Source organism: Labrys neptuniae (assembly GCF_040797145.1).
Classification (GTDB): domain Bacteria; phylum Pseudomonadota; class Alphaproteobacteria; order Rhizobiales; family Labraceae; genus Labrys; species Labrys neptuniae.
This window is the reverse complement of sequence record NZ_JBFNQD010000002.1, coordinates 590696-609717: the sequence shown is the minus strand read 5'-3', so window position 1 is coordinate 609717 and position 19022 is coordinate 590696. Positions and strand designations below refer to the sequence as shown.

18 protein-coding genes are annotated in these 19022 nt (G+C 64.4%); 5 read left to right on the top strand and 13 right to left on the bottom strand.

What is annotated here, in order from left to right; genetic code table 11:
• Positions 1–99: 99 nt before the first annotated feature.
• The 6 genes from ABXS05_RS10080 to ABXS05_RS10055 form a co-directional block, all read right to left on the bottom strand.
• Positions 100–375, bottom strand: a complete 276-nt coding sequence (locus ABXS05_RS10080; protein WP_311939084.1) for a toxin-antitoxin system HicB family antitoxin — start codon at positions 373–375, stop codon at positions 100–102.
• Positions 376–377: 2 nt separating this feature from the next.
• Positions 378–794, bottom strand: coding sequence for a putative toxin-antitoxin system toxin component, PIN family (locus tag ABXS05_RS10075; RefSeq protein WP_367623788.1), 417 nt, complete (start codon positions 792–794; stop codon positions 378–380).
• 62 nt (positions 795–856) lie between these two features.
• Positions 857–1240, bottom strand: a complete 384-nt coding sequence (locus ABXS05_RS10070) for a DUF779 domain-containing protein (protein WP_367623787.1) — start codon at positions 1238–1240, stop codon at positions 857–859.
• A gap of 216 nt (positions 1241–1456) precedes the next feature.
• Positions 1457–2974, bottom strand: a complete 1518-nt coding sequence (gene adh / locus ABXS05_RS10065) for an aldehyde dehydrogenase (protein ID WP_367623786.1) — start codon at positions 2972–2974, stop codon at positions 1457–1459.
• A gap of 215 nt (positions 2975–3189) precedes the next feature.
• Positions 3190–4164 (bottom strand): GAF domain-containing protein, encoded by a 975-nt coding sequence (locus ABXS05_RS10060; protein WP_367623785.1) that lies wholly within the window; start codon positions 4162–4164, stop codon positions 3190–3192.
• Positions 4165–4464: 300 nt separating this feature from the next.
• Positions 4465–6453, bottom strand: a complete 1989-nt coding sequence (locus tag ABXS05_RS10055) for a hydantoinase/oxoprolinase N-terminal domain-containing protein (RefSeq protein ID WP_367623784.1) — start codon at positions 6451–6453, stop codon at positions 4465–4467.
• A gap of 366 nt (positions 6454–6819) precedes the next feature.
• On the opposite strand from ABXS05_RS10055, the gene ABXS05_RS10050 reads away from it, so the two are divergent.
• Entirely contained in the window at positions 6820–7092 is a 273-nt protein-coding gene (locus ABXS05_RS10050) for a helix-turn-helix domain-containing protein (RefSeq protein ID WP_149253249.1), read from the top strand.
• Positions 7093–7248: 156 nt separating this feature from the next.
• The gene (locus tag ABXS05_RS10045; RefSeq protein ID WP_367623783.1) at positions 7249–7533 is read left to right on the top strand and encodes a hypothetical protein; all 285 of its coding nucleotides are present in this window, start codon (positions 7249–7251) and stop codon (positions 7531–7533) included.
• Between the two features lie 188 nt (positions 7534–7721).
• Here the strand turns inward: ABXS05_RS10045 and ABXS05_RS10040 are convergent, their stop codons facing one another.
• Genes ABXS05_RS10040 through ABXS05_RS10030 form a run of 3 tightly spaced genes read right to left on the bottom strand, consistent with a single transcriptional unit; the run spans position 7722 to position 12296 of the window.
• Positions 7722–8894, bottom strand: coding sequence for an efflux RND transporter periplasmic adaptor subunit (locus ABXS05_RS10040; protein WP_311939072.1), 1173 nt, complete (start codon positions 8892–8894; stop codon positions 7722–7724).
• A 10-nt stretch (positions 8895–8904) separates the two neighbouring features.
• Positions 8905–12090, bottom strand: coding sequence for an efflux RND transporter permease subunit (locus ABXS05_RS10035; protein WP_311939071.1), 3186 nt, complete (start codon positions 12088–12090; stop codon positions 8905–8907).
• Positions 12091–12104: 14 nt separating this feature from the next.
• Entirely contained in the window at positions 12105–12296 is a 192-nt protein-coding gene (locus ABXS05_RS10030; RefSeq protein ID WP_367623782.1) for a hypothetical protein, read from the bottom strand.
• 315 nt (positions 12297–12611) lie between these two features.
• Here ABXS05_RS10030 and ABXS05_RS10025 point away from each other — a divergent pair, with 315 nt between their 5' ends.
• Both ABXS05_RS10025 and ABXS05_RS10020 read left to right on the top strand, forming a co-directional pair.
• A complete protein-coding gene (locus tag ABXS05_RS10025) occupies positions 12612–13223 on the top strand; it encodes a TetR/AcrR family transcriptional regulator (RefSeq protein WP_311939069.1) in 612 nt (203 codons plus the stop codon).
• Positions 13224–13379: 156 nt separating this feature from the next.
• Complete coding sequence (locus ABXS05_RS10020) at positions 13380–14234, top strand: SDR family NAD(P)-dependent oxidoreductase (protein WP_367623781.1); 855 nt, start codon at positions 13380–13382, stop codon at positions 14232–14234.
• Between the two features lie 119 nt (positions 14235–14353).
• On the opposite strand, the gene ABXS05_RS10015 is transcribed toward ABXS05_RS10020, so the two are convergent.
• From ABXS05_RS10015 to ABXS05_RS10000, 4 genes are all read right to left on the bottom strand, one after another.
• The gene (locus tag ABXS05_RS10015) at positions 14354–16153 is read right to left on the bottom strand and encodes a cation:proton antiporter domain-containing protein (RefSeq protein WP_367623780.1); all 1800 of its coding nucleotides are present in this window, start codon (positions 16151–16153) and stop codon (positions 14354–14356) included.
• Between the two features lie 129 nt (positions 16154–16282).
• Positions 16283–17038, bottom strand: a complete 756-nt coding sequence (gene ubiE / locus ABXS05_RS10010) for a bifunctional demethylmenaquinone methyltransferase/2-methoxy-6-polyprenyl-1,4-benzoquinol methylase UbiE (RefSeq protein ID WP_367623779.1) — start codon at positions 17036–17038, stop codon at positions 16283–16285.
• Positions 17039–17136: 98 nt separating this feature from the next.
• Positions 17137–17520: a type II toxin-antitoxin system VapC family toxin gene (locus ABXS05_RS10005; protein ID WP_367623778.1), complete on the bottom strand. Its 384-nt coding sequence runs from the start codon at positions 17518–17520 to the stop codon at positions 17137–17139.
• Complete coding sequence (locus ABXS05_RS10000; protein WP_311939178.1) at positions 17517–17774, bottom strand: type II toxin-antitoxin system Phd/YefM family antitoxin; 258 nt, start codon at positions 17772–17774, stop codon at positions 17517–17519. The genes ABXS05_RS10005 and ABXS05_RS10000 overlap by 4 nt, the downstream gene beginning before the upstream one ends.
• A 150-nt stretch (positions 17775–17924) precedes the next feature.
• Between ABXS05_RS10000 and mutM the strand changes: the two genes are divergently transcribed.
• A complete protein-coding gene (mutM, locus tag ABXS05_RS09995) occupies positions 17925–18791 on the top strand; it encodes a bifunctional DNA-formamidopyrimidine glycosylase/DNA-(apurinic or apyrimidinic site) lyase (protein ID WP_367623777.1) in 867 nt (288 codons plus the stop codon).
• The last annotated feature ends 231 nt before the right edge of the window (positions 18792–19022 follow it).

The window sequence follows — 19022 nt, the reverse complement described above, 5'->3', positions numbered from 1 at the left end:
TCACAGCGCGCATCTGGAAGCACCGTACATCCAGGATGGGAAGAGCGGGCATCGCGACACGCATGTCGCTGTGATGCCCGCGCACCCGGGAAACCGCCTTCAGGCTCCCGGCTTGCCATGATATTTGGCGGGCAGCCGGTCATCCGCAGCTGGCGCCTCGCCACCCTCGCGGCTGAGGAAAGCCAATGCCCAATCGATGTCACCATCGGCCCGTCGCTGTGCAAAGAACTCCGCTGCGGTCAGGGCCGAAAGCTTTTCGGCAACAGCCGACACGATGAACTGATTGATCGTGGTGCCGTCCTGCCGCGCGAACTCCTCGACGGCCTTCTTCAAGGAAGTCGGCATTCTCAAAGCATAGTTGCTGGAATGAGCCATGGTCACAACCTTTCGAGCACCTCGGCCGGTGCCTGGATTTCAAGTCCGAACCGCAACGCCTGGGGCAGGAAATCGCGCCTGTTGAAGGTCACGATCGCATCGACTTGCCCATTGACGGCCGCTTCCAACACCATGTCGTCATTTGGATCCCGTAAGATCGGACGCCACAGGAATCGGATGGTGACCGGCTCGATTACACCGGCCAAAGCCGCCAGAAACCGATCGACCTGACTGCTATCGATGCCACAGCCGACAAGATGCTCTGGCCGCTTCAGGACCGCCTCATATTCCAGGAATATCGGTATACTGGCAGCCATTGCCAATTGACCGCGAAGCACCAAACGAAGCACTTCGGCGGACGCGCCAGTGGGGCTTCGCAGAGCCGTTACCAGGACATTGGTATCCAGCACCAATTTCATATCGCATATGATATGAAATTATGTGCTTTTGTCAAGATCAGGCGCGGGACGGCCTACTGTATTCAGGCCCCTCTCCTCGCCGCGGGCAGCACGCAGATCTCCTCGCCAGAGAAGGTACGCGAACGGGTGATGAAGCGTTTTTCCGTGCCGTTCTCCAGGGAGAACATGCCGCCGCGCCCCGGCACCACGTCGATGATCAGCTGGGTGTGGCTCCAGGCGGCGAATTGCGGCGCGCTGATATAGACGGGCGCCTCGCCGATACTGCCCAGCAGCACGTCCTGGTCCCCGATGATGAAGTCGCCCTGCGGATAGCACATCGGCGAGGAGCCGTCGCAGCACCCGCCCGACTGGTGGAACAACACGGGGCCGTAGCGGGCCTGGAGACTGGCGATCAGGGCGAGGGCGGCCGGTGTCGCCGTCACGCGCTCTATAGTGATGTCGTCCATGATGCTTCTCCCGTACCGAAATGCATCGCGCCCCTCGTCCTTGCGAACGCAGTGAAGCAATCCAGCTTTCGCCGGGTACCGTATTGTGGCGTCAGGATTGCTTCACTGCGTTCGCAAGGACGATAGTCGGTTAGCTTCAGCAGCGCCGTCAAAAAGGCCGCCCGGCGTGAACCGGGCGGCGAAGGCGATCGCCGGAGCAAAGTGCTCCGGCACGGATCAGAAGAAGCCAAGCTTCTTGGGGGAGTAGCTGACCAGCATATTCTTGGTCTGCTGGTAGTGATCGAGCATCTTCTTGTGGTTTTCGCGGCCGATACCGGACTGCTTGTAGCCGCCGAAGGCCGCATGGGCCGGATAGGCGTGGTAGCAATTGGTCCAGACGCGGCCGGCCTGGATGGCACGGCCGAAGCGGTAGGCGCGCGTGCCGTCCCGCGTCCAGATGCCGGCACCGAGGCCATAGAGCGTATCGTTGGCGATGGAGAGTGCTTCCTCGTCATCCTTGAAGGTGGTGACGGAAACCACCGGGCCGAAGATCTCCTCCTGGAAGATCCGCATCTTGTTGTGGCCTTTGAACACCGTCGGCTTGACGTAATAGCCACCGGCGAGCTCGCCGGGCAGTTCGTTGCGCTCGCCGCCGATCAGCACTTCGGCGCCTTCCTGGCGGCCGATATCGAAATAGCTCAGGATCTTCTCGAGCTGTTCGGAGGAGGCCTGCGCGCCGATCATGGTGGCGGGATCGAGCGGGTCGCCCTGCTTGATGGCGGCGACGCGCTTCAGCGCCTTCTCCATGAAGCGATCATAGATGCTTTCATGCACGAGCGCACGGCTCGGGCAGGTGCAGACCTCGCCCTGGTTGAGGGCGAACATCACGAAACCCTCGATCGCCTTGTCGAGGAAGTCGTCGTCTTCGGCGGCGACGTCCTTGAAGAAGATGTTCGGCGACTTGCCGCCCAGCTCCAGCGTCACCGGGATCAGGTTCTGGCTGGCATATTGCATGATCAGGCGGCCGGTGGTGGTCTCGCCGGTGAAGGCGATCTTGGCGATCCGGTTGGAGGAGGCCAAAGGTTTGCCGGCTTCCAATCCGAAACCATTGACGATGTTGAGTACACCGGGCGGCAGGATGTCGCCGATCAGTTCGGCCAGAACCAGGATGGAGGCGGGGGTCTGCTCGGCGGGCTTGATCACCACGCAATTGCCGGCGGCGAGTGCGGGGGCGAGCTTCCATATCGCCATCAGCAGCGGGAAGTTCCAGGGGATGATCTGGCCGACGACGCCGAGCGGTTCATGGAAATGATAGGCGACGGTGTCATGGTCGATCTCGGAGATGCCGCCTTCCTGGGCACGCAGCACGCCGGCGAAATAACGGAAATGGTCGACGCCGAGCGGCAAATCGGCGGCGGTGCTCTCGCGGATCGGCTTGCCATTGTCCCAGGTCTCGGCCAGAGCGAGCGTTTCCAGATTGTCTTCGATCACCTGGGCGATGCGCAGCAGCAGCAGCGATCGTTCCGTCGCGCTGGTGCGGCCCCAGGCGTCCTTGGCGGCATGGGCCGCGTCGAGGGCGGCTTCGACGTCAGCGGCGTCGGAACGAGCAATCTCGCAGAGGACCCTGCCGTTTACGGGCGAGGTGTTTTCGAAATATTTGCCGCTGCGCGGTTCCTGCCATTGGCCGCCGATGAAATTGCCGTAGCGGGGCTTGAACAGCGTTCCGGGCGAGCGGACGATCTCGGGCTTGTTCATCAATTTCCTCCTTCAGCGCGCCAATTGAGGTTCTGGGACTGGCGTCGTCTGGCTGGGAGGATGGGCGTGACGGGATGGCTTGTCAGGATGGGGATGCACGATGGCGGGGACGATGTGTCTCATCGGTGAGACAGATTTGGGGGGCGGGTCTTCAGACCCGCCGGGGCCTTCCTGCAAACGCTGCGTTTCCAGGCCGGTCCGAAGACCAGCCCCCCTTAGCTCTCCCGCCCGAGACCCAGTCGTGCGATCTTGCGATGCATGGTGGCGCGGCTGACGCCGAGCAGACGGGCCGCGGCCGAGACATTGCCCTTGGCGCGCGACAGCGCCTGGCGCACGGCGGAGCGCTCGCCGGCAAGCAACCCCTCGCCGGGCAACGCCGTTTCACCGTCGACGAGATCGCTGGCGGGGAACGGGTTGCGCAGATGTTCGTCTGTCAGCCCGTAGACGAGGCGGGCCGCGCGGCTGGCCCCGATGACGAGGTCTTCCCGATCGACGGCCAGCAGGCCGGCAGGACCATTGCCGGCGTCGGGACCGACCAGGATGCGCGCATGGCGGAAGGCCTCGCGGAAATGCTGGGTCTCGATACGGGTGGCCGCGTCCCGTGTCGCCGCCGCCACCAGCTTGAGCAGGGCCGGCGTCAGATCGGAACGGCAGGTCGAGACATCGAGCGTGCCCATCAGCCGGCCATTCGCGTCCCAGATCGGCGCCACCGTGCAGCTCAGCCCGATATTGCGGGTAAGGAAATGCTGGTCGCGATGGATGGTCAGCGCCCGCCCTTCGGCGATGCAGGTGCCGACACCGTTGGTGCCCTCGCTCTGCTCGCTCCAGACCATGCCGGTCCACAGGCCGAGGGCCTCGAAATCGGCATCATCTCCCGCGACGCCACGCCGATCCAGCGGCACGCCGTCATCATCTGTAAGCAATACGCAGCAACCGGCCTCGCCGACCGCCTGGAACAGGCGGTCGAGGGTTGCCTGCGACAGCCGCACCAGCAGTTCCATGCGCGACAAGGCCGCCTTGAATTCGCTGTCGCCGAGGCGCAGGGGCGGAGGGGCGTGGTCGGGGTCGAGACCATAATGGCTGAGGGAGCGCGACCAGGAGGCCGCGACCGCGGACTGGGCACCCGAGGTGCCGTCATTCAAGGTTGCATAGACCAGATCCGCATGATGCACGCGGTCCGACTTACCCATTCCTGGCATTCGCTCCGCCCTCCGCATGCATTCCGACAAGGGGAGCCCGAAAGGCCGCTCCCCGGCATCGACGCGGTTAACGGCATCTTCCGCTGGAATTTCCTGCCCTGTCAATCGCAGTTGCGATTTTCATCGCCATCCAAAACGTTTTGGAAAATGAATTTACAATTCGATGCGTCAACATCGCGCAGAGATGTGGCGCGCCACCTCTCCGATGGGACCGTCAGCATCCTGCTGGCTCCTGGAACCGCTGCGCCTGCAGGAAGGAAGAGCCAGCAGGATGCTGGCGGTCCCGGGCTTTTAGACGCTGATCCTCGGCCGGCCCGAGGCCCGGGCCGTCACCAGCGCCTCGACGAACAATTCGCGGCCCTCGGCCAGGATCTTCTTCTCGTCCACGCTCACCGAGGTCTCGACGGTGGCGGCACCTGCGGTCAGCGCATCGCTCTCCGCCTGGATCCGCGCCGCTTCCTCAGCATGGACCAGCGCTTCACCGAGATCGAGGATGTCGCGCGTGCCCGACCGCGTGAACACCCGGAAGATCCCCTCCACCGGCTGCAGCACCTTCACCTCGGCCGAGACATGCACGCCGCCGACCACGGCGCCGACGGCATTGGCGACCTCGGCATGTTCGGGAACCAGCGAAGGCGCGCCGACCAGGCCGGCGATATCCCCGTAATAGGTCGCGGCCGAGGCGCCGAGCCCGACTATCGGCGCCGTCAGCGACAGGCCGATCTTGACAAGGCCGCTATGGCCGTCGAGCGCCGCCACCGCCAAGGCATGGCGCGACAGGCCCGCCTCGCGGAAGCCGTCCTCGGCCAAGGCGCATTCCAGCAGGAACTCGGCGGAGCGGCGGGTGAGGGTCTCGATGATGCGCCGTGCCAGGTCCTCGGCGCCATCAGCATAGGGCAGCCCCATGGCGTTGCGCCGCCTGGCGAACAGGGTCAGCCCCTTCTCGGCCGCCGTCTTGTCCCAGGCGTGATGCAGGCCGAGCTGATGGGCCGCGTCGGACGGTGTCAGCGCGGACATGATGGCCAGGCGCCGGTTGACCAGGCGCTGCAGGGCATTGAGTTCACGCCGGTTGTTGATCAGCTTGTCGGCGGCCATCGGCCCAGCCTCCAGCCGCGCCAGCACCTCGGCCTCCAGCGCCGGCAGTTCCGCCAAAGGCGGGTGCAGGCGCAGGGCGAAGCGGCCGAAGAGGTCGTTGGGCAGATCGGCCCGGAGCTGCCGGTCGAGCGTCGAATGCACGAGGTCGGCATGGCTGTCGGCAAGCAGGGACAGCGGCACGGCACGGCGCGGACCGAGCTTGAGCGACGTATCCAGGCCGTGTTGCTCGATCGCCACCTCGCTATCGCCGCCGAGGCCGCAGGTGCGGATTGCGATCGCCTCCACCATGGTGCGGAAGCCGCCGATCAGGGCCCCCGCCGGATCGATGCGAGGCCTGGCACCGCGCAGCACGACGACATCGGTGGTGGTGCCGCCGATATCGGAAATCAGGGCGTCCGGGGCGCCGGCCAGGAAGGCGCCGCCCACCGCGCTGGCGGCCGGGCCGGAGAAGATCGTCTCGATCGGCTTGGCCTTGGCGACCTCGGCCGCCACCAGCGAGCCGTCGCCGCGCACCACCATCAAGGGCGCGGCGATGCCGAGCGCGGCGAGCCGCCCCTCGGTCGCGGCGATCAGCGCCTCGAGGAGATGGATCAGGCGCGCATTGAGCACGCAGGTGAGCGCGCGCTTCGGCCCGTCCAGCTTGGCCGAAAGCTCGTGGCCGCAGGTCACCGGCAGGCCGGTCTCGTGCCGCAGGATCTCGCGCGCCGCGATCTCATGGCTGGGGTCGAGCACGGCAAAGCGGCCGGTCACCGCAAAGCCGGTCAGCCCCGGCGCCAAAGCGCGGGCCTGTTCGACCAGGCCTGCCTCGTCGAGCGGCGCACGGACCTGGCCCATGGCGTCATGGCCGCCGGCAATCAGCAGGACCGGGTCGCCGTTCAAGGCCGCCTTGAGATCCGGCCGCTCGGCATCGGCGGCATCGAAGCCGATATAGACGAGGCCGACACGCCCACCCTGACCCTCCACCATGGCGTTGGTGGCGAGCGTGGTGGAGAGCGAGACCAGGGCGATGCGCGCAGGCGCAATGTCGGACTGAGACAGCACCGCGCCGACGGCGCCGCCGACACCGATCGCCAGATCATGATGGGTGGTAAGCGACTTGGCCTTGGCGAGAACGCCCTTCCCCTCGTCATAGAGGACGGCGTCGGTGAAGGTTCCGCCCGTATCGATACCCAACAAAACAGCCATGATGTCAGCCACTAGCAATCAGATCTTTTTTTGCTGATACGCGAATTCGGGCTGCGCCGCTCGCTCATACCCGCATTTTTTTGGCACTGGCGGCCTTTCCCAGGGGGTAAGGCACGCTCGGAGCAAAGCGTATTTAGGCGAAAACGCCGCTTTGCTCTAACTCTTCGCTTCGATGCGTCTTTGCGATTCGAGGTGAGACGGTGAAATCGCAAACTGCTTCGGCTATAGGGCGTTGCGGTGGCCGTGAGCGAGGAGATCCGCCCTCTCCTGCGCCCGGGCACTGCAGATATCGATGGCTTAAACATCCTAATTGATGCTTTAAACATCAATATTAAAATTTGGTATTTGACAAATGCGAGGCTGCCTATGATCACCGCTGCCCAGATGCGCGCTGCCCGTGCCCTGCTCGGCATCGACCAGCGCCAGCTCGCCGACCTGTCGGGGGTTTCCCTGCCGACGGTTCAGCGCATGGAGGCGAGCGAAGGCAATGTTCGCGGTGTGGTCGATACGTTGACGAAAGTGATCGAGGCGCTCGATCGCGCCGGCGTCGAGCTGATCGGCGACAATGCCGTCAGCCGCGAGGGCGGACGAGGCGTGCGCCTCAAGCTTCCCAAGCTGCCGGAAATTCCCTCGGCCTGACCCGGAGTGCAGCTCGCGGCGACGGGCACCATGCAGGCCATCGCGCCCAGCTGGCGGCACCGAAGGATACGAATCCGAGCGGAGGTTTCCAATGAAACAGCTTGTTTTTCGACCTTCCCCCATCTCTGATGGCTGACGGTATCGGAGGTTGCACGGATGAGAATTGCTGCACCCGCCTTCCTGCTCATGGGCCTCATCCTTGCGCCACAGCTGGCCTTGGCAGCGCAGGCCAAGGCTTCGATCGCTCAATGGAAAGCCCTGAACAGTCAATGCCGAGGCGGCAGTGGCGACGATCCCGTCACCCGGCATGCCTGCGATCAGCGCGACGCCCTCACCAGGCAACTCGTCGAGACCGGCTGGTGCTTCGGCCACAAGGACGATCCCGACGCTGCCGCCTATCAATGGCACCGCTGCACGGCGAAATCCCTGCGCCCCGAATGAAAAAGGCCGGCCTGGAACGATCTCCGGGGCCGGCCAAGCCGCGCTGCGACGGACCGAGGCGGAGGCCCGTCATGCGCAAAAGCGTTTTGCGATTTGGTGAAATCACCGAGAATCGCAAAGACGCGTCGGAACAAGGAGCTAGAGCAAACAAGCATTCACACTCGAACGCGCTTTGCTCTAGGGATGTCCTAGGCTCCCGCCTTCTGCGGCAGGGGCTGCACCGGCACGCCGGGGAAGATCTTCTGGACATTGCCGACGATGATCTGGTCGGTTTCCTTGACCCCCTTGGTCACCGCGATGAGCGGTCCCTGCGCCGGACCAAGCTCGACCAGACGCATCTCGACCTTGCTGCCCTCGCCGACCACATAGACATATTTGCCGAGCTGGCTCGAACCGAGGGCCGCCTGCGGCACCAGCAGCGTATCGGGCCGCTCGCCGACGCTCAGGCGCAGATTGACATATTGCCCCGGCAACAGGCTGCGATCGGCATTGGCCGTGGTGGCCCGGGCGGTGATGGTACCGGTGGCACGGTCGACGACATTGTCCAGGAAGGTGAGCTCGCCCTGATGGCTCGCCTCGTTCTGGCCGGGCACGATGATATCGGCCAGCACCTTGCCGGCTGCCTTGGCCTTGAGGATCTGGGTGAGTTCGGCTTCCGTCGGCGTAAAGGTCACATAGATCGGGCTGAGCTGCACCAGCGTGTTGAGCACCGTGCCGCCAGGGCTGACGAGCGTGCCGGCCGCGGCCTGGTTGCGGCCTATGCGTCCGTCGAAGGGGGCCTTGATCTCGGTATAATCGAGATTGAGTTCCGCCGCCTGGATCGCCGCCTTGTCGGCTAGGAGGGTCGCCTCACCCTGCTTGACCGCGCTGGTGCGCTGGTCGAACAGGTCCTTCGACAGGAAGCCTGTCTTGGTGAGGTCGTTGCCGCGGGTGAGGCTGGTCTTGGCATAGTCGAGCGCGGCGGTATCGCGCTCGGCCTGGGCCTTCACCTGCGCCAGCGCGGCCTGATAGTCGCGCGCGTCGATGCGATAGAGGACGTCACCCTGCTTCACATCGGTGCCGTCAGGTACGGCCTGGTCGAGCATATAGCCCGAGACCTTGGCCTGCAGGGCGATGCTGCGGATCGATTCCGTGCGAGCCGGGTAGTTGAGGAAGAGCGGAATCGACTTCTTGACCACGGAGGCCACCGGCACCGGCATGGCCTGCATGGCCGGTGCCGGATTGGCCGAGGCCGGCTTGCTCAGCACCCCGGCCAGGAGTTCCTGGCCGGCAGCGAGAAGATGCGGCTTGTCCTTGAGGTAGTAGCCCCCGCCGGCGGCGGCGACCACGACGATGGCGGTGGCGATTTTCCAGATACGCATCGGTATCCCCTTATTCGGCGGCCTGGATCCGGGGCGGCACGGCCTCCTCGGACTCCTCAGGCGTACTGTCGGTATGGTGTGAATCTTTCCTGGCGGAGAGCCGGCGCTCGCGCCAGCGCTCGATGATGGCGTAGAACACCGGCACGAAGACCAGCGTCAGCACGGTGGCCACCAGCATGCCGCCAAACACCGCGGTACCAAGCGACTGGCGGCTGGCCGCACCGGCCCCGGTCGCCTTCACCAGCGGCACCACGCCCAGGATGAAGGCGAAGGCCGTCATCAGGATCGGGCGCAGGCGCAGCCGGCCGGCTTCCATCGCCGCCTCGACGATGCCATGGCCCTGCTCGCGCAGATGCTTGGCGAACTCGATGATCAGGATGGCGTTCTTGGCGGCGAGGCCGATCAGCATGACGAAGCCGATCTGCGAATAGACATCGAGCTGCATGCTGCGCAGCCAGATGGCGAGCAGCGCACCGAACAGGCCGAGCGGCACCGCCAGCAGGACCATGAACGGCATGGACCAGCTCTCATATTGCGCGGCCAGAATCAGGAAGACGAACACGATGGCAAGGGCGAACACCGCCGCTGCGATCGAGCCGGCCTTGAGCTCCTGGAAGGTGATGCCGGTCCATTCATAGTTGAAGCCGTTCGGCAGGGTTTGGGCTGCGACCCTCTGCATTGCCTCGATGGCCTGTCCCGAGGAATAGCCCGGCGCGGCGGCGCCATTGATCAGGGCGGCGCCGTAATTGTTGTAATGGGTGACCGTCTCCGGCCCGACGATCGGCTTCAGCGATCCCAGGGTCGACAGGGGCACCATGTTGCCGGTGGCGTTGCGGACATAGAGGCGGCTGATGTCGCCGGGATCGGCCCGCGAATCCTTGTCGGCCTGCAGCGTGACGCGGAAGGTTCGCCCGAACTGGTTGAAGTCGTTCACATAGAGCGAGCCGAGATAGATCTGCAGGGTGTTGAAGATATCAGGCAGGTTCAAGCCCAGGAGCTTGGCCTTGTTGCGGTCGAGGTCGTAGTTGAACTGCGGCGTCGAGGTCGAGAAGGTGGTGAACAGGGTCTGCGGATTGAGCTCGGGCTGCTTGCGCGCCTCGGCGAGCAGGGCCTGCGCCGCCTCGTTGACCGCGAAGGGGCCGCGTCCGTTCAGATCCTCGATCTGGAATTCGAAGCCGCCGGTGGTGCCGAGGCCCTGGATGGAAGGCGGCTCGAAGGCCAGCACGAAACCATCGGCAATGCCGAACAGCTTCGGGCGCACCTTGTTGACGATATCGGTGGCGCTGAGGCCGGGGCCGCGCTCATCCCAAGGCTTGAGGATGGCGAACTCGACCGCGGCGCTCGACTGCTGGGCATTGGTGAGGAAGTTCAGGCCGGAGATCGACATGATGTCCTCGACCCCGGGCTCGGCCATCAGGATCTGGCGCACCTGCTTGGCGGCGGCATCGGTGCGTTCGAGCGAGGCACCATCTGGCAATTGCAGGACGACGAAGAAATAGCCCTGGTCTTCCGAAGGCAGGAAGGTGGAGGGCACCCGTGTCGAGATCCAGTAGGTGGCGGCCAGCACGATGGCAAAGGCCCCCATCATCAGCCAGCGCAGCTTGATGAAGCCGCGCACGGAGGCGGCATAGCCGTGCGACAGCCTGTCGAAGCCGGCATTGAACCAGCGGAACAGGAAGAAGCGCGAGGCCGGCTTGTGGCTGAGGAAGGCCGCCGACAAGGCGGGGCTCAAGGTCAGCGAATTGAAGGCCGAGATGCCGACCGAGATCGCCACGGTCAGGGCGAACTGGTTGTAGAGCTGGCCGGCGACACCGGGAATGAAGGCGACGGGGACGAACACCGCCATCAGCACCGCCGTGGTGGCGACGATCGGGCCGGTGACTTCCTTCATGGCGATCTTGGCCGCCTGCAGCGGGGGATGTCCCGCCTCGAGCTGTCGTTCGACGTTCTCCACCACCACGATGGCGTCGTCGACGACGAGGCCGATGGCGAGCACCATGCCGAGCAGCGAGAGCATGTTGAGCGAGAAGCCCATGGCCAGCATCACCACCATGGTCGCGATCAGCGATACCGGGATGGCGATGACCGGGATGAGCACGGTGCGCCAGTTCTGCAAGAAGATGTAGACGACGAGGACCACGAGGATGAGCGCCTCGACCAGCGTCTTGACGACGTCCTCCATCGCGGCCGACACGAAGCGGGTCGTGTCGTATTTCATCGAATATTCGATGCCCTTGGGGAATCGCGCCGAGAGCTCCTTCATCTTGGCTTCGACGGCTTCCTTCAGCTTGAGCGAGTTGGAGCCGGGCGCCTGGAAGACGCCGAGCACCACCATCGGCTTTTCGCCGTGATAGGCCGAGGACGAATATTGCAGCGAGCCGAGCTCGATGCGGGCGACGTCACGCAGGCGCACCACCGAACCGCCGGCCGGATTGGCGCGGACGACGATGTTGCCGAACTCCTCCGGATCGCTGAGGCGGCCGGTGGCGTTGACCTGCATTTCGAAGGCGGTGCCCGCCGGAGCCGGGTTCTGGCCGATCTTGCCGGCCGCAACCTGCACGTTCTGCTCGGCGACGGCGTTCTGTACGTCGACGGCGGTGATGCCGAGATTGGCAAGCTTGTCGGGATCGAGCCAGATGCGCATGGAATAGCGCCGCTCGCCGAAGATCCTGACGTCGCCGACGCCCGGCAGGCGCTTCAGGGGATCGACGATCTGCAGATAGGCGTAGTTGCTGAGCGCGACCGAATCGACCGAATTGTCGGGCGAGGTCAGGTCGACGATCAGCACGAAGTTGGGATTGGCCTTGGTGACCGAGACACCGGACTGGTTGACGATCGCCGGCAACGAGGAGGCCGCCTGAGCCACGCGGTTCTGCACGTCCATCGCCGCGATGTTCAGCGGATAGCCGACATCGAAGGTAACAGTGATGTTGGAGGAACCGTCATTGGAGCTGGCCGAGGACATGTAGATCATGCCCGGCACGCCGTTGATCTGCTGCTCGAGCGGCGTGGTCACCGTATCGGCGACGACCTGCGAGCTGGCGCCGGGATAGGAGGCGCTGACCTGGATCTGGGGCGGCGTGATGTTGGGAAACTGGGCGACCGGCAGCAGGAAATAGGCAATCGCCCCCGCCAGCACCATGATGATGGCGATGGCCGAGGCGAAGATCGGACGTTGAATGAAATAATTGACCATGGTGAAGCTCTGCGTCAGCCGCCCTGGATGCCACCATGTGGCATGACGGTGTCAGAAAATGTCAGGAGGATCGGCGGCATGTCCTGCGCTTCGGCGAGACGGCGGGCCTGACCGGTGAGCATCGTCCTCAATGAAACCGGATCGACCCTGTCGGCCCGCATGAGGGCAAGCGTCAGCGGATCGTTCAGCAACTGATCGATGGTCATATTGCAGCCTTGCTGAGCCATGACTCCTCCAGCGCGGAAACATGGGTCCATGCTCCGCCGAATCCGTTTGACGATGTGTCGTTTGCCAGAGCAAAGCGCGTTCAGGCGTGACCGTGCTTTGCTCTAGCTCTCTGGTTCGACGCGCCTTTGCGATTTGAAGAGATTCAATCAAATCACAAGACGCTCGGGTGAATTGTCTCTCTAACAAGGCTGGATCGCAGTGCAATGACGAAACGGCCTTGACGACGCCTTACCAAGCTGTTACCGATCAGTAACAGCGACACTGTTACAGGTCGGTAACAGTTTGGTCAAGCCATGAGCCAGAAAATTTTGGAACAAAGCGAAGAGTCACTCTGCTGCCCCGGACAGCGTCCGCGAGACCGCATCGTCGTCACTGCGCGCGACCTCTTCCACCGACATGGCATCAACACCATCGGCGTCGACACCATCGCCAAGGTCGCCGGCACCAACAAGATGACGCTCTACCGTCATTTCGGCTCGAAGGACGATCTCATCGTCGAATGCCTGCGGGCGGCGGAGATCGACAACCAGGCGCGCTGGGCCCAGCTCGAGGCCGAGCATCCGGGCGATGCCCACGCCCAGTTGCTGTCCTGGGTCGGCAAATGCGCCGACTATATCGAGGCCGACAACCGGGGCTGCGAATTCGCCAATGCGGCCGTCGAGCTCTCGGGCGAGGACCATCCGGCCCGGCGCCTGGTCGAAGAGTTCAAGAAGAGGCATCGCGACCGCCTGGCCCTGCTCTGCCGGGAGGCGGGCCTCGACCAGCCCGATCTGGTCGCCGATACGCTGCATCTCCTGCTGGAAGGCGCCCGCGTCAGCCGCCAGAGCGCCGGCCCGGAAGGCCCGAGCGCCCGCTTCGTGCGCATGGCAGAGGGGGTGATCGCCTCCTTCGGCAAGACTGCCTGACCCAAGGCCTCCGACTCGCCGAGACCTTCTGACGAGCTGCGGGTTTTCGTCCGGCGCGATGGTGTTCGCGCCGAATTTTCGCTATCAGCGCATGATCTTTCCGCTGTGGGCGATGCCCGGTCGCCCTCCCCGTCGGCATTGCAAGGAAGCACCGCCATGTCTCATCCAGCACTCGTTCCCGGCTCAGTCGCCGTCGTGACGGGCGGCGCCAGCGGCATCGGTCTCGCCGCGGCCGTCAAGTTTGCCTCCTTCGGCCTCAAGGTCGCCATCGCCGATCTCGGCGAAGAGAAGCTTGCGGCAGCCGCCGAGAAGATCGCGGCAGCTGCGCCGGAGGGGCGGCAGGCCGTGCTCGCCTCCGCCACCGATGTCAGCGACGTCGAGGCCCTGCTCGACCTGCAGCGGCAGGTGAATGAGCGCTTCGGCGGCACGGATGTGCTGATGAACAATGCCGGCATCCAGCCGGGCTCGAAGCTGTTCGATGCCCGGGAGGACCAGACCTGGGAGCGCATCTTCTCCGTCAACCTCAAGGGCGTGATCCAGGGCACCCAGATCTTCGCGCCCGGCATGATCGCGCGCGGACTCCCTGGCCTCATCATCAACACCGGCTCCAAGCAGGGCATCACCACGCCGCCCGGCGATCCCGCCTACAATGTTTCGAAGGCAGCGGTGAAGGCCTTCACCGAAGCCCTGCAGCACGAATTGCGCAACACCGAGGGCTGCCGGATATCCGCCCATCTACTGATCCCCGGCTTCGTCTTCACCCCGCTCGCCGCCAAGGGCCGCACCGACAAGCCGGCCGGGGCCTGGACACCGGAGCAGACCGTGGATTTCATGCTGGGACGCCTGGAAGCCGGCGATTTCTATATTCTCTGCCCCGACAACGAGGTGCCGCGCTCGCTCGACGAACGCCGCATCGCCTGGGCCGTCGGCGACATCATCGAGAACCGTCCGCCTCTGTCGCGCTGGCACCCCGATTATGCCGGGAAATTCGCCGAATTCCTGAAGAAATGAGGATGTTTGGGGGGCTGGTCTTCAGACCAGCCCGTGACCGCCACCGACGGGACTTGCGGGTCTGCAGACTTGGCGGGTCTGAAGACCCGCCCCCCGATCGGCGGGCGCTGTGGCCGGATCTATGACGGTGTGACCGCCGAACGCCGGCCGCGCTTGGGCTTGACGGCATGAGTCTCGCGGCCGGCCGCCGTCTGCAGTTCGCGGCGGAAGACATCGCGCCGCTCGTGGATGGAGGCGATCACCGGGCCGGCCGGCACACCGAGACCGGCAAGGGCTGCCTCGGACAGTTGCAGGCTCGCCTCGATGGTCTCGGGCACGGCATCGGTGACGCCCAGCGCGTAGAGCTTGCTGGCGTGATCGGCATCGCGCGAGCGCGCCACGATGACGAGATCCGGCCGTAGCGCCCGCGCGGTGGTGACCACCGCCTCGATCTGGCGGGGTTGGTCGATGGTGACGACCAGGGCCGAGGCTTCGGCGAGGCCGCAGCGTTCGAGGAAGGCGGCGTTGGTGGCATCGCCCCAAAAGACCGGCTTCTTGTCTTCGCGCCAGCGCGCCACAGCCTTGGCGTTCGCATCCACGGCGAGATAGGCGATCTTGTGCTCAGCGAGCATTTCGGCCACGAGGCGGCCGACGCGGCCATACCCCACCACGATGGCACGGCGCTGTTTGTCCTCCGGCGGTCCTTCCAGGGCCGCGGCCTCAACCGGCACCGCCAGTTCGTAGCGCTTGGCGATACGACGGCCGAGCACGCCCAGCAGGGGGATCGAGGCCATCGAGAGAGATGCGATGGCCACAACCAACGCGGACTGTTCCGCCGTGAGGATGGAAAGCTGGGTGGCGAGCGTGAACACCACGAAAGCGAACTCGCCGGCCGAGGCGAGCAGGAAGGCGGTTTCGATCGAGACGGCCTTGGGCAGCCGGTAGAGCCGGCAGAGGCCGAAGATCAACAGGCCCTTGACCAGCACCAGCGCCAGCACGGCGCCCAAGATCAGCAGCGGATAGCTGACCACCACGCCGAGATCGACGCTCATGCCGACGGTGAAGAAGAAGACGCCGAGCAGCAGGCTCTTGAAAGGCTCGATCGTCGCCTCGATGGCGCGGCGATATTCGGTCTCGGCCAGCAGCAGCCCGGCGATGAAGGCGCCGAGGGCCATGGACAACCCTTCGCTTGCCGCCGCCACGCCGGCCCCGATCGCCACGAACAAAGTGGCGGCGATGAAGAGTTCCGGATTCTCCGGATTGGCGACCAGGCGGAACAAAGGCCGCAGCAGGAAATGCCCGGCGACGACGATGGCGGCGATGGTGAGCACCGCCAGGCCGAGGGCATAGCCGAGGCCGACCAGCACGGAGCGGTCGGCGTGCCCGCCCATCGTTCCCACCAGGAACAGCACGGGCACCACGGCGAGGTCCTGCAGGAGCAGCACGGCGAAATTGACACGCCCCGTCGCCGAGGCCATGCGTTTCTGCCCGGCCAGCACCTCCACCACGATCGCCGTGGACGACAGCGCCAGACCTGCAGCGACCACCAGCGCCGCCTCGGATGGCAGCACGAGCCGGGCGAGCAGGGCGACGACGATGGTTGATACCACCACCTGCAGGCCCCCGAGGCCGAAAACCAGGCGGCGCATGGTCATCAGTCGGGCGAGCGAGAGCTCCAGCCCGATGACGAAGAGCAGGAACACCACGCCGAACTCGGCGATGCGGGCGATGGTTTCGCGTTCGCTGATGGCGATCCAGTCGATGTAGGGCACATAGGAGGAGAGCGCGCCGACGCCGGTCGGGCCCATCACGGCACCGGCGGCCAGGAAGCCGATCACCGGGCTGACATGCAGGCGGCGCACGAGCGGCACCACGACGCCGGCGGTACCGAGCACCACCAAAGCATCCTTCAAAGCCGAGAGATCGACCGCTCCAGCCAAACCCGCCCCCACATTGTTCGATTGTGCCTATCGAACAACGAAGGACCCTGCTTCGCCAACCGAAAATCGCAGCGGACAAGCATTAATTTCGGGCAAATGACGTGCCCGCAAGATCGCAGGTGCTACCGGCTACAGCTTCCAGCCCGAATGGATGGCGACGATGTTGCCGGTGAGCGAACGGTGGCTGACTTGCGAGAAGCCGGCTTCCCGGATCATGGCCGAGAAGACTGCGGGCTTGGGGAAGTTGCGGATCGACTCGACCAGGTAGCGATAGGGCTCGGCATCGCCGGTGACCATGCGGCCGATCGGCGGAATCAGGTTGAAGGAATAGAGATCGTAGATCTTGTCGAGACCGGGAAGATCGACGGTGGAGAATTCCAGGCAGAGGAAGCGCCCGCCGCGCTTGAGCACACGATAGGCTTCGGCCAGCGCCTTGTCGATGCGCGGCACGTTGCGGATGCCGAAGGCGATGGTGTAGCCATCGAAGCTGCCCGTCTCGAAAGGCAGTTCCTCGGCATTGGCCTCGACGAAATCGAGCTGGCCGGCCAGGCCGCGCTCCTCGCCACGCTGGCGGCCGACTTCCAGCATCGAACCGTTGATGTCGAGCACGGTGACATGCGTATCGGCACCGCCGGCCTTCACGATGCGGAAGGCAACGTCGCCGGTGCCGCCGGCCACGTCGAGATGGCGGAAGGGCCGCTGGCGTGGCGGGTTGAGTTTGTTGACCAGGTCGTCCTTCCAAAGCCGATGCAGCCCGCCCGACATCAGGTCGTTCATCAGGTCGTAGCGCGCGGCCACCTTGTGGAAGACATCGTCGACCAGCCCCTGCTTTTCCTCCAGCCGCACGGTGGAAAAGCCGAAATGAGTGTCGGTGCTGGCGGTCATCGGGTGAACTCCGGATAAGGTCGCTGCCTCTATAGAGCACAAAACCGAGACGGGGGAAGGAGAATGCGGCACGACATCGCCGCTTCTCCAGCTCATGCTCACAAGACGCCCTGAATGTCCGTTCGGGCGAAATCGCCCCCGACATAGAGCAACCGGCAGCTATACTCCTTCGCCACATCATAGGCGAAACAATCGCCATAGTTCAGCCCCGCCGGATGTATCCCCTTTCCCCACTTGTCGTAGGCCAACGCAATGCGCCGCGCCGACGCCGAGGTTACGCTGACGATCTCGAAGCCGAGTCCCTCGATCAGGCGATCGACCTCGTCCCGGACATTCCTGCATCCGGCCACGATCAGGATCTCTGCCACCGTGCCGGCCGAGATCAGTAGGCGATCTTCGGTTTCGAGCGTGACCGCGCAGTCATCGGCCTGCGGTTCATTCAGCACGATCGCCATCAAGGCCGAGGTGTCGACGGCCATCATCGGGGCAAGCCATTCTCGTCATAGAGGAAATCCTGGCTACGGGCAGCATCCGCACCGGCCGTCGCCTTCGCCGCCGCGCTGAGGCGGACCGCGGCGATCACCGCCTTGCGGGATTTGGCGTCTACAAGGGGCTTGACCGGCACCAGCTGGACCGCCGCATGACCATGTCGCGTCAGAATGACCTCATCCCCCGCCTGTGCGCGGCGAACAAGGTCCGTGAGCTGTCCCTTCGCCTCGGTCACCGAGATCCGCATGACGCTGTCCTCGCAGGAATGTTTGGTCGACATCCTATTTAGTCCATTCAATGGTCCGTTTCAACGACGCCGCGCGCCCTGCTGAATGCTTGGCTGGAAAACGCCTCCCCTTCGTCCTATCTCTGGCCGGCAGTCCGCGCCGGAGGAATCATGCCCGAACTACCCGAAGTCGAAACCGTCCGCCGCGGCCTTGAGCCGGCCATGACCGGTGCCCGTTTCGTCGAGATCGAGGCGCGGCGGCCGGATCTGCGCTTTCCCCTGCCCGCCGGTTTCGCCCGCCGCCTTACCGGCCAGACCATCCTCTCTATGGGGCGCCGCGCCAAATATCTCCTGGCGGACCTGTCCTCCGGCGACGTACTGGTGATGCATCTGGGCATGACCGGCCGCTTCCTGATCACGGCGCCGGATGGCGGCGTGGCGGAACCGGGCGAGTTCGCCAATGAGGTCAAGGAGGACGCCAAGCACGACCACGTCGTCTTCCGTCTCTCCAATCGTTTCACCATCACCTATAACGATGTGCGCCGTTTCGGCTTCATGGATCTGGTTCCACGCGCCGGGCTGGAGACTTCACGCCATTTCAAGGCCATGGGCATCGAGCCGCTCGGCAATGAACTGAGCGGGGAAACGATCGCCCGGCTGTTCGCGGGCAAGATGGCGCCGCTCAAGGCCGCTTTACTCGACCAGGGCCTGATTGCCGGGCTCGGCAACATCTATGTCTGCGAGGCGCTGCACCGTGCCAGCCTCGCACCCGAGCGGGCCGCGGGCACGCTCAGCGACGGGCAGGCGGAACGCCTCTCCGGCGTGATCCGCGAGGTGCTGGCCGAAGCGGTCGAGGCCGGCGGCTCGACCCTCAAGGACTACAGGCATACGGACGGCTCGCTCGGCTATTTCCAGCATCGTTTTCGCGTCTATGATCGCGAGGGCGAAGCCTGCCCGACACCGGACTGCCGCGGCACCATCGAGCGCCTGGTGCAATCGGGACGCTCGACCTATTGGTGCCGACACTGTCAGAAGTAAAGAGAAGGCCCGTGTAGCATGGGCGTCGAGCGACGGGCTCCCTCCGGCATGCCGAAAGCTGGCGGAGCGATTTGCATCAACAGTATTATGTTGTTTGGAGCTTCCTAGAGGGTTTGGAAATTCGGCTTTAAAATTGATCTTCATGAGATAGTCTATCTCGGAATTTAACATTGAAAGAGTGCATTTCGCGCTCTTCAAAGTCAGATATCTCGATATCGATAAAATTCAGCC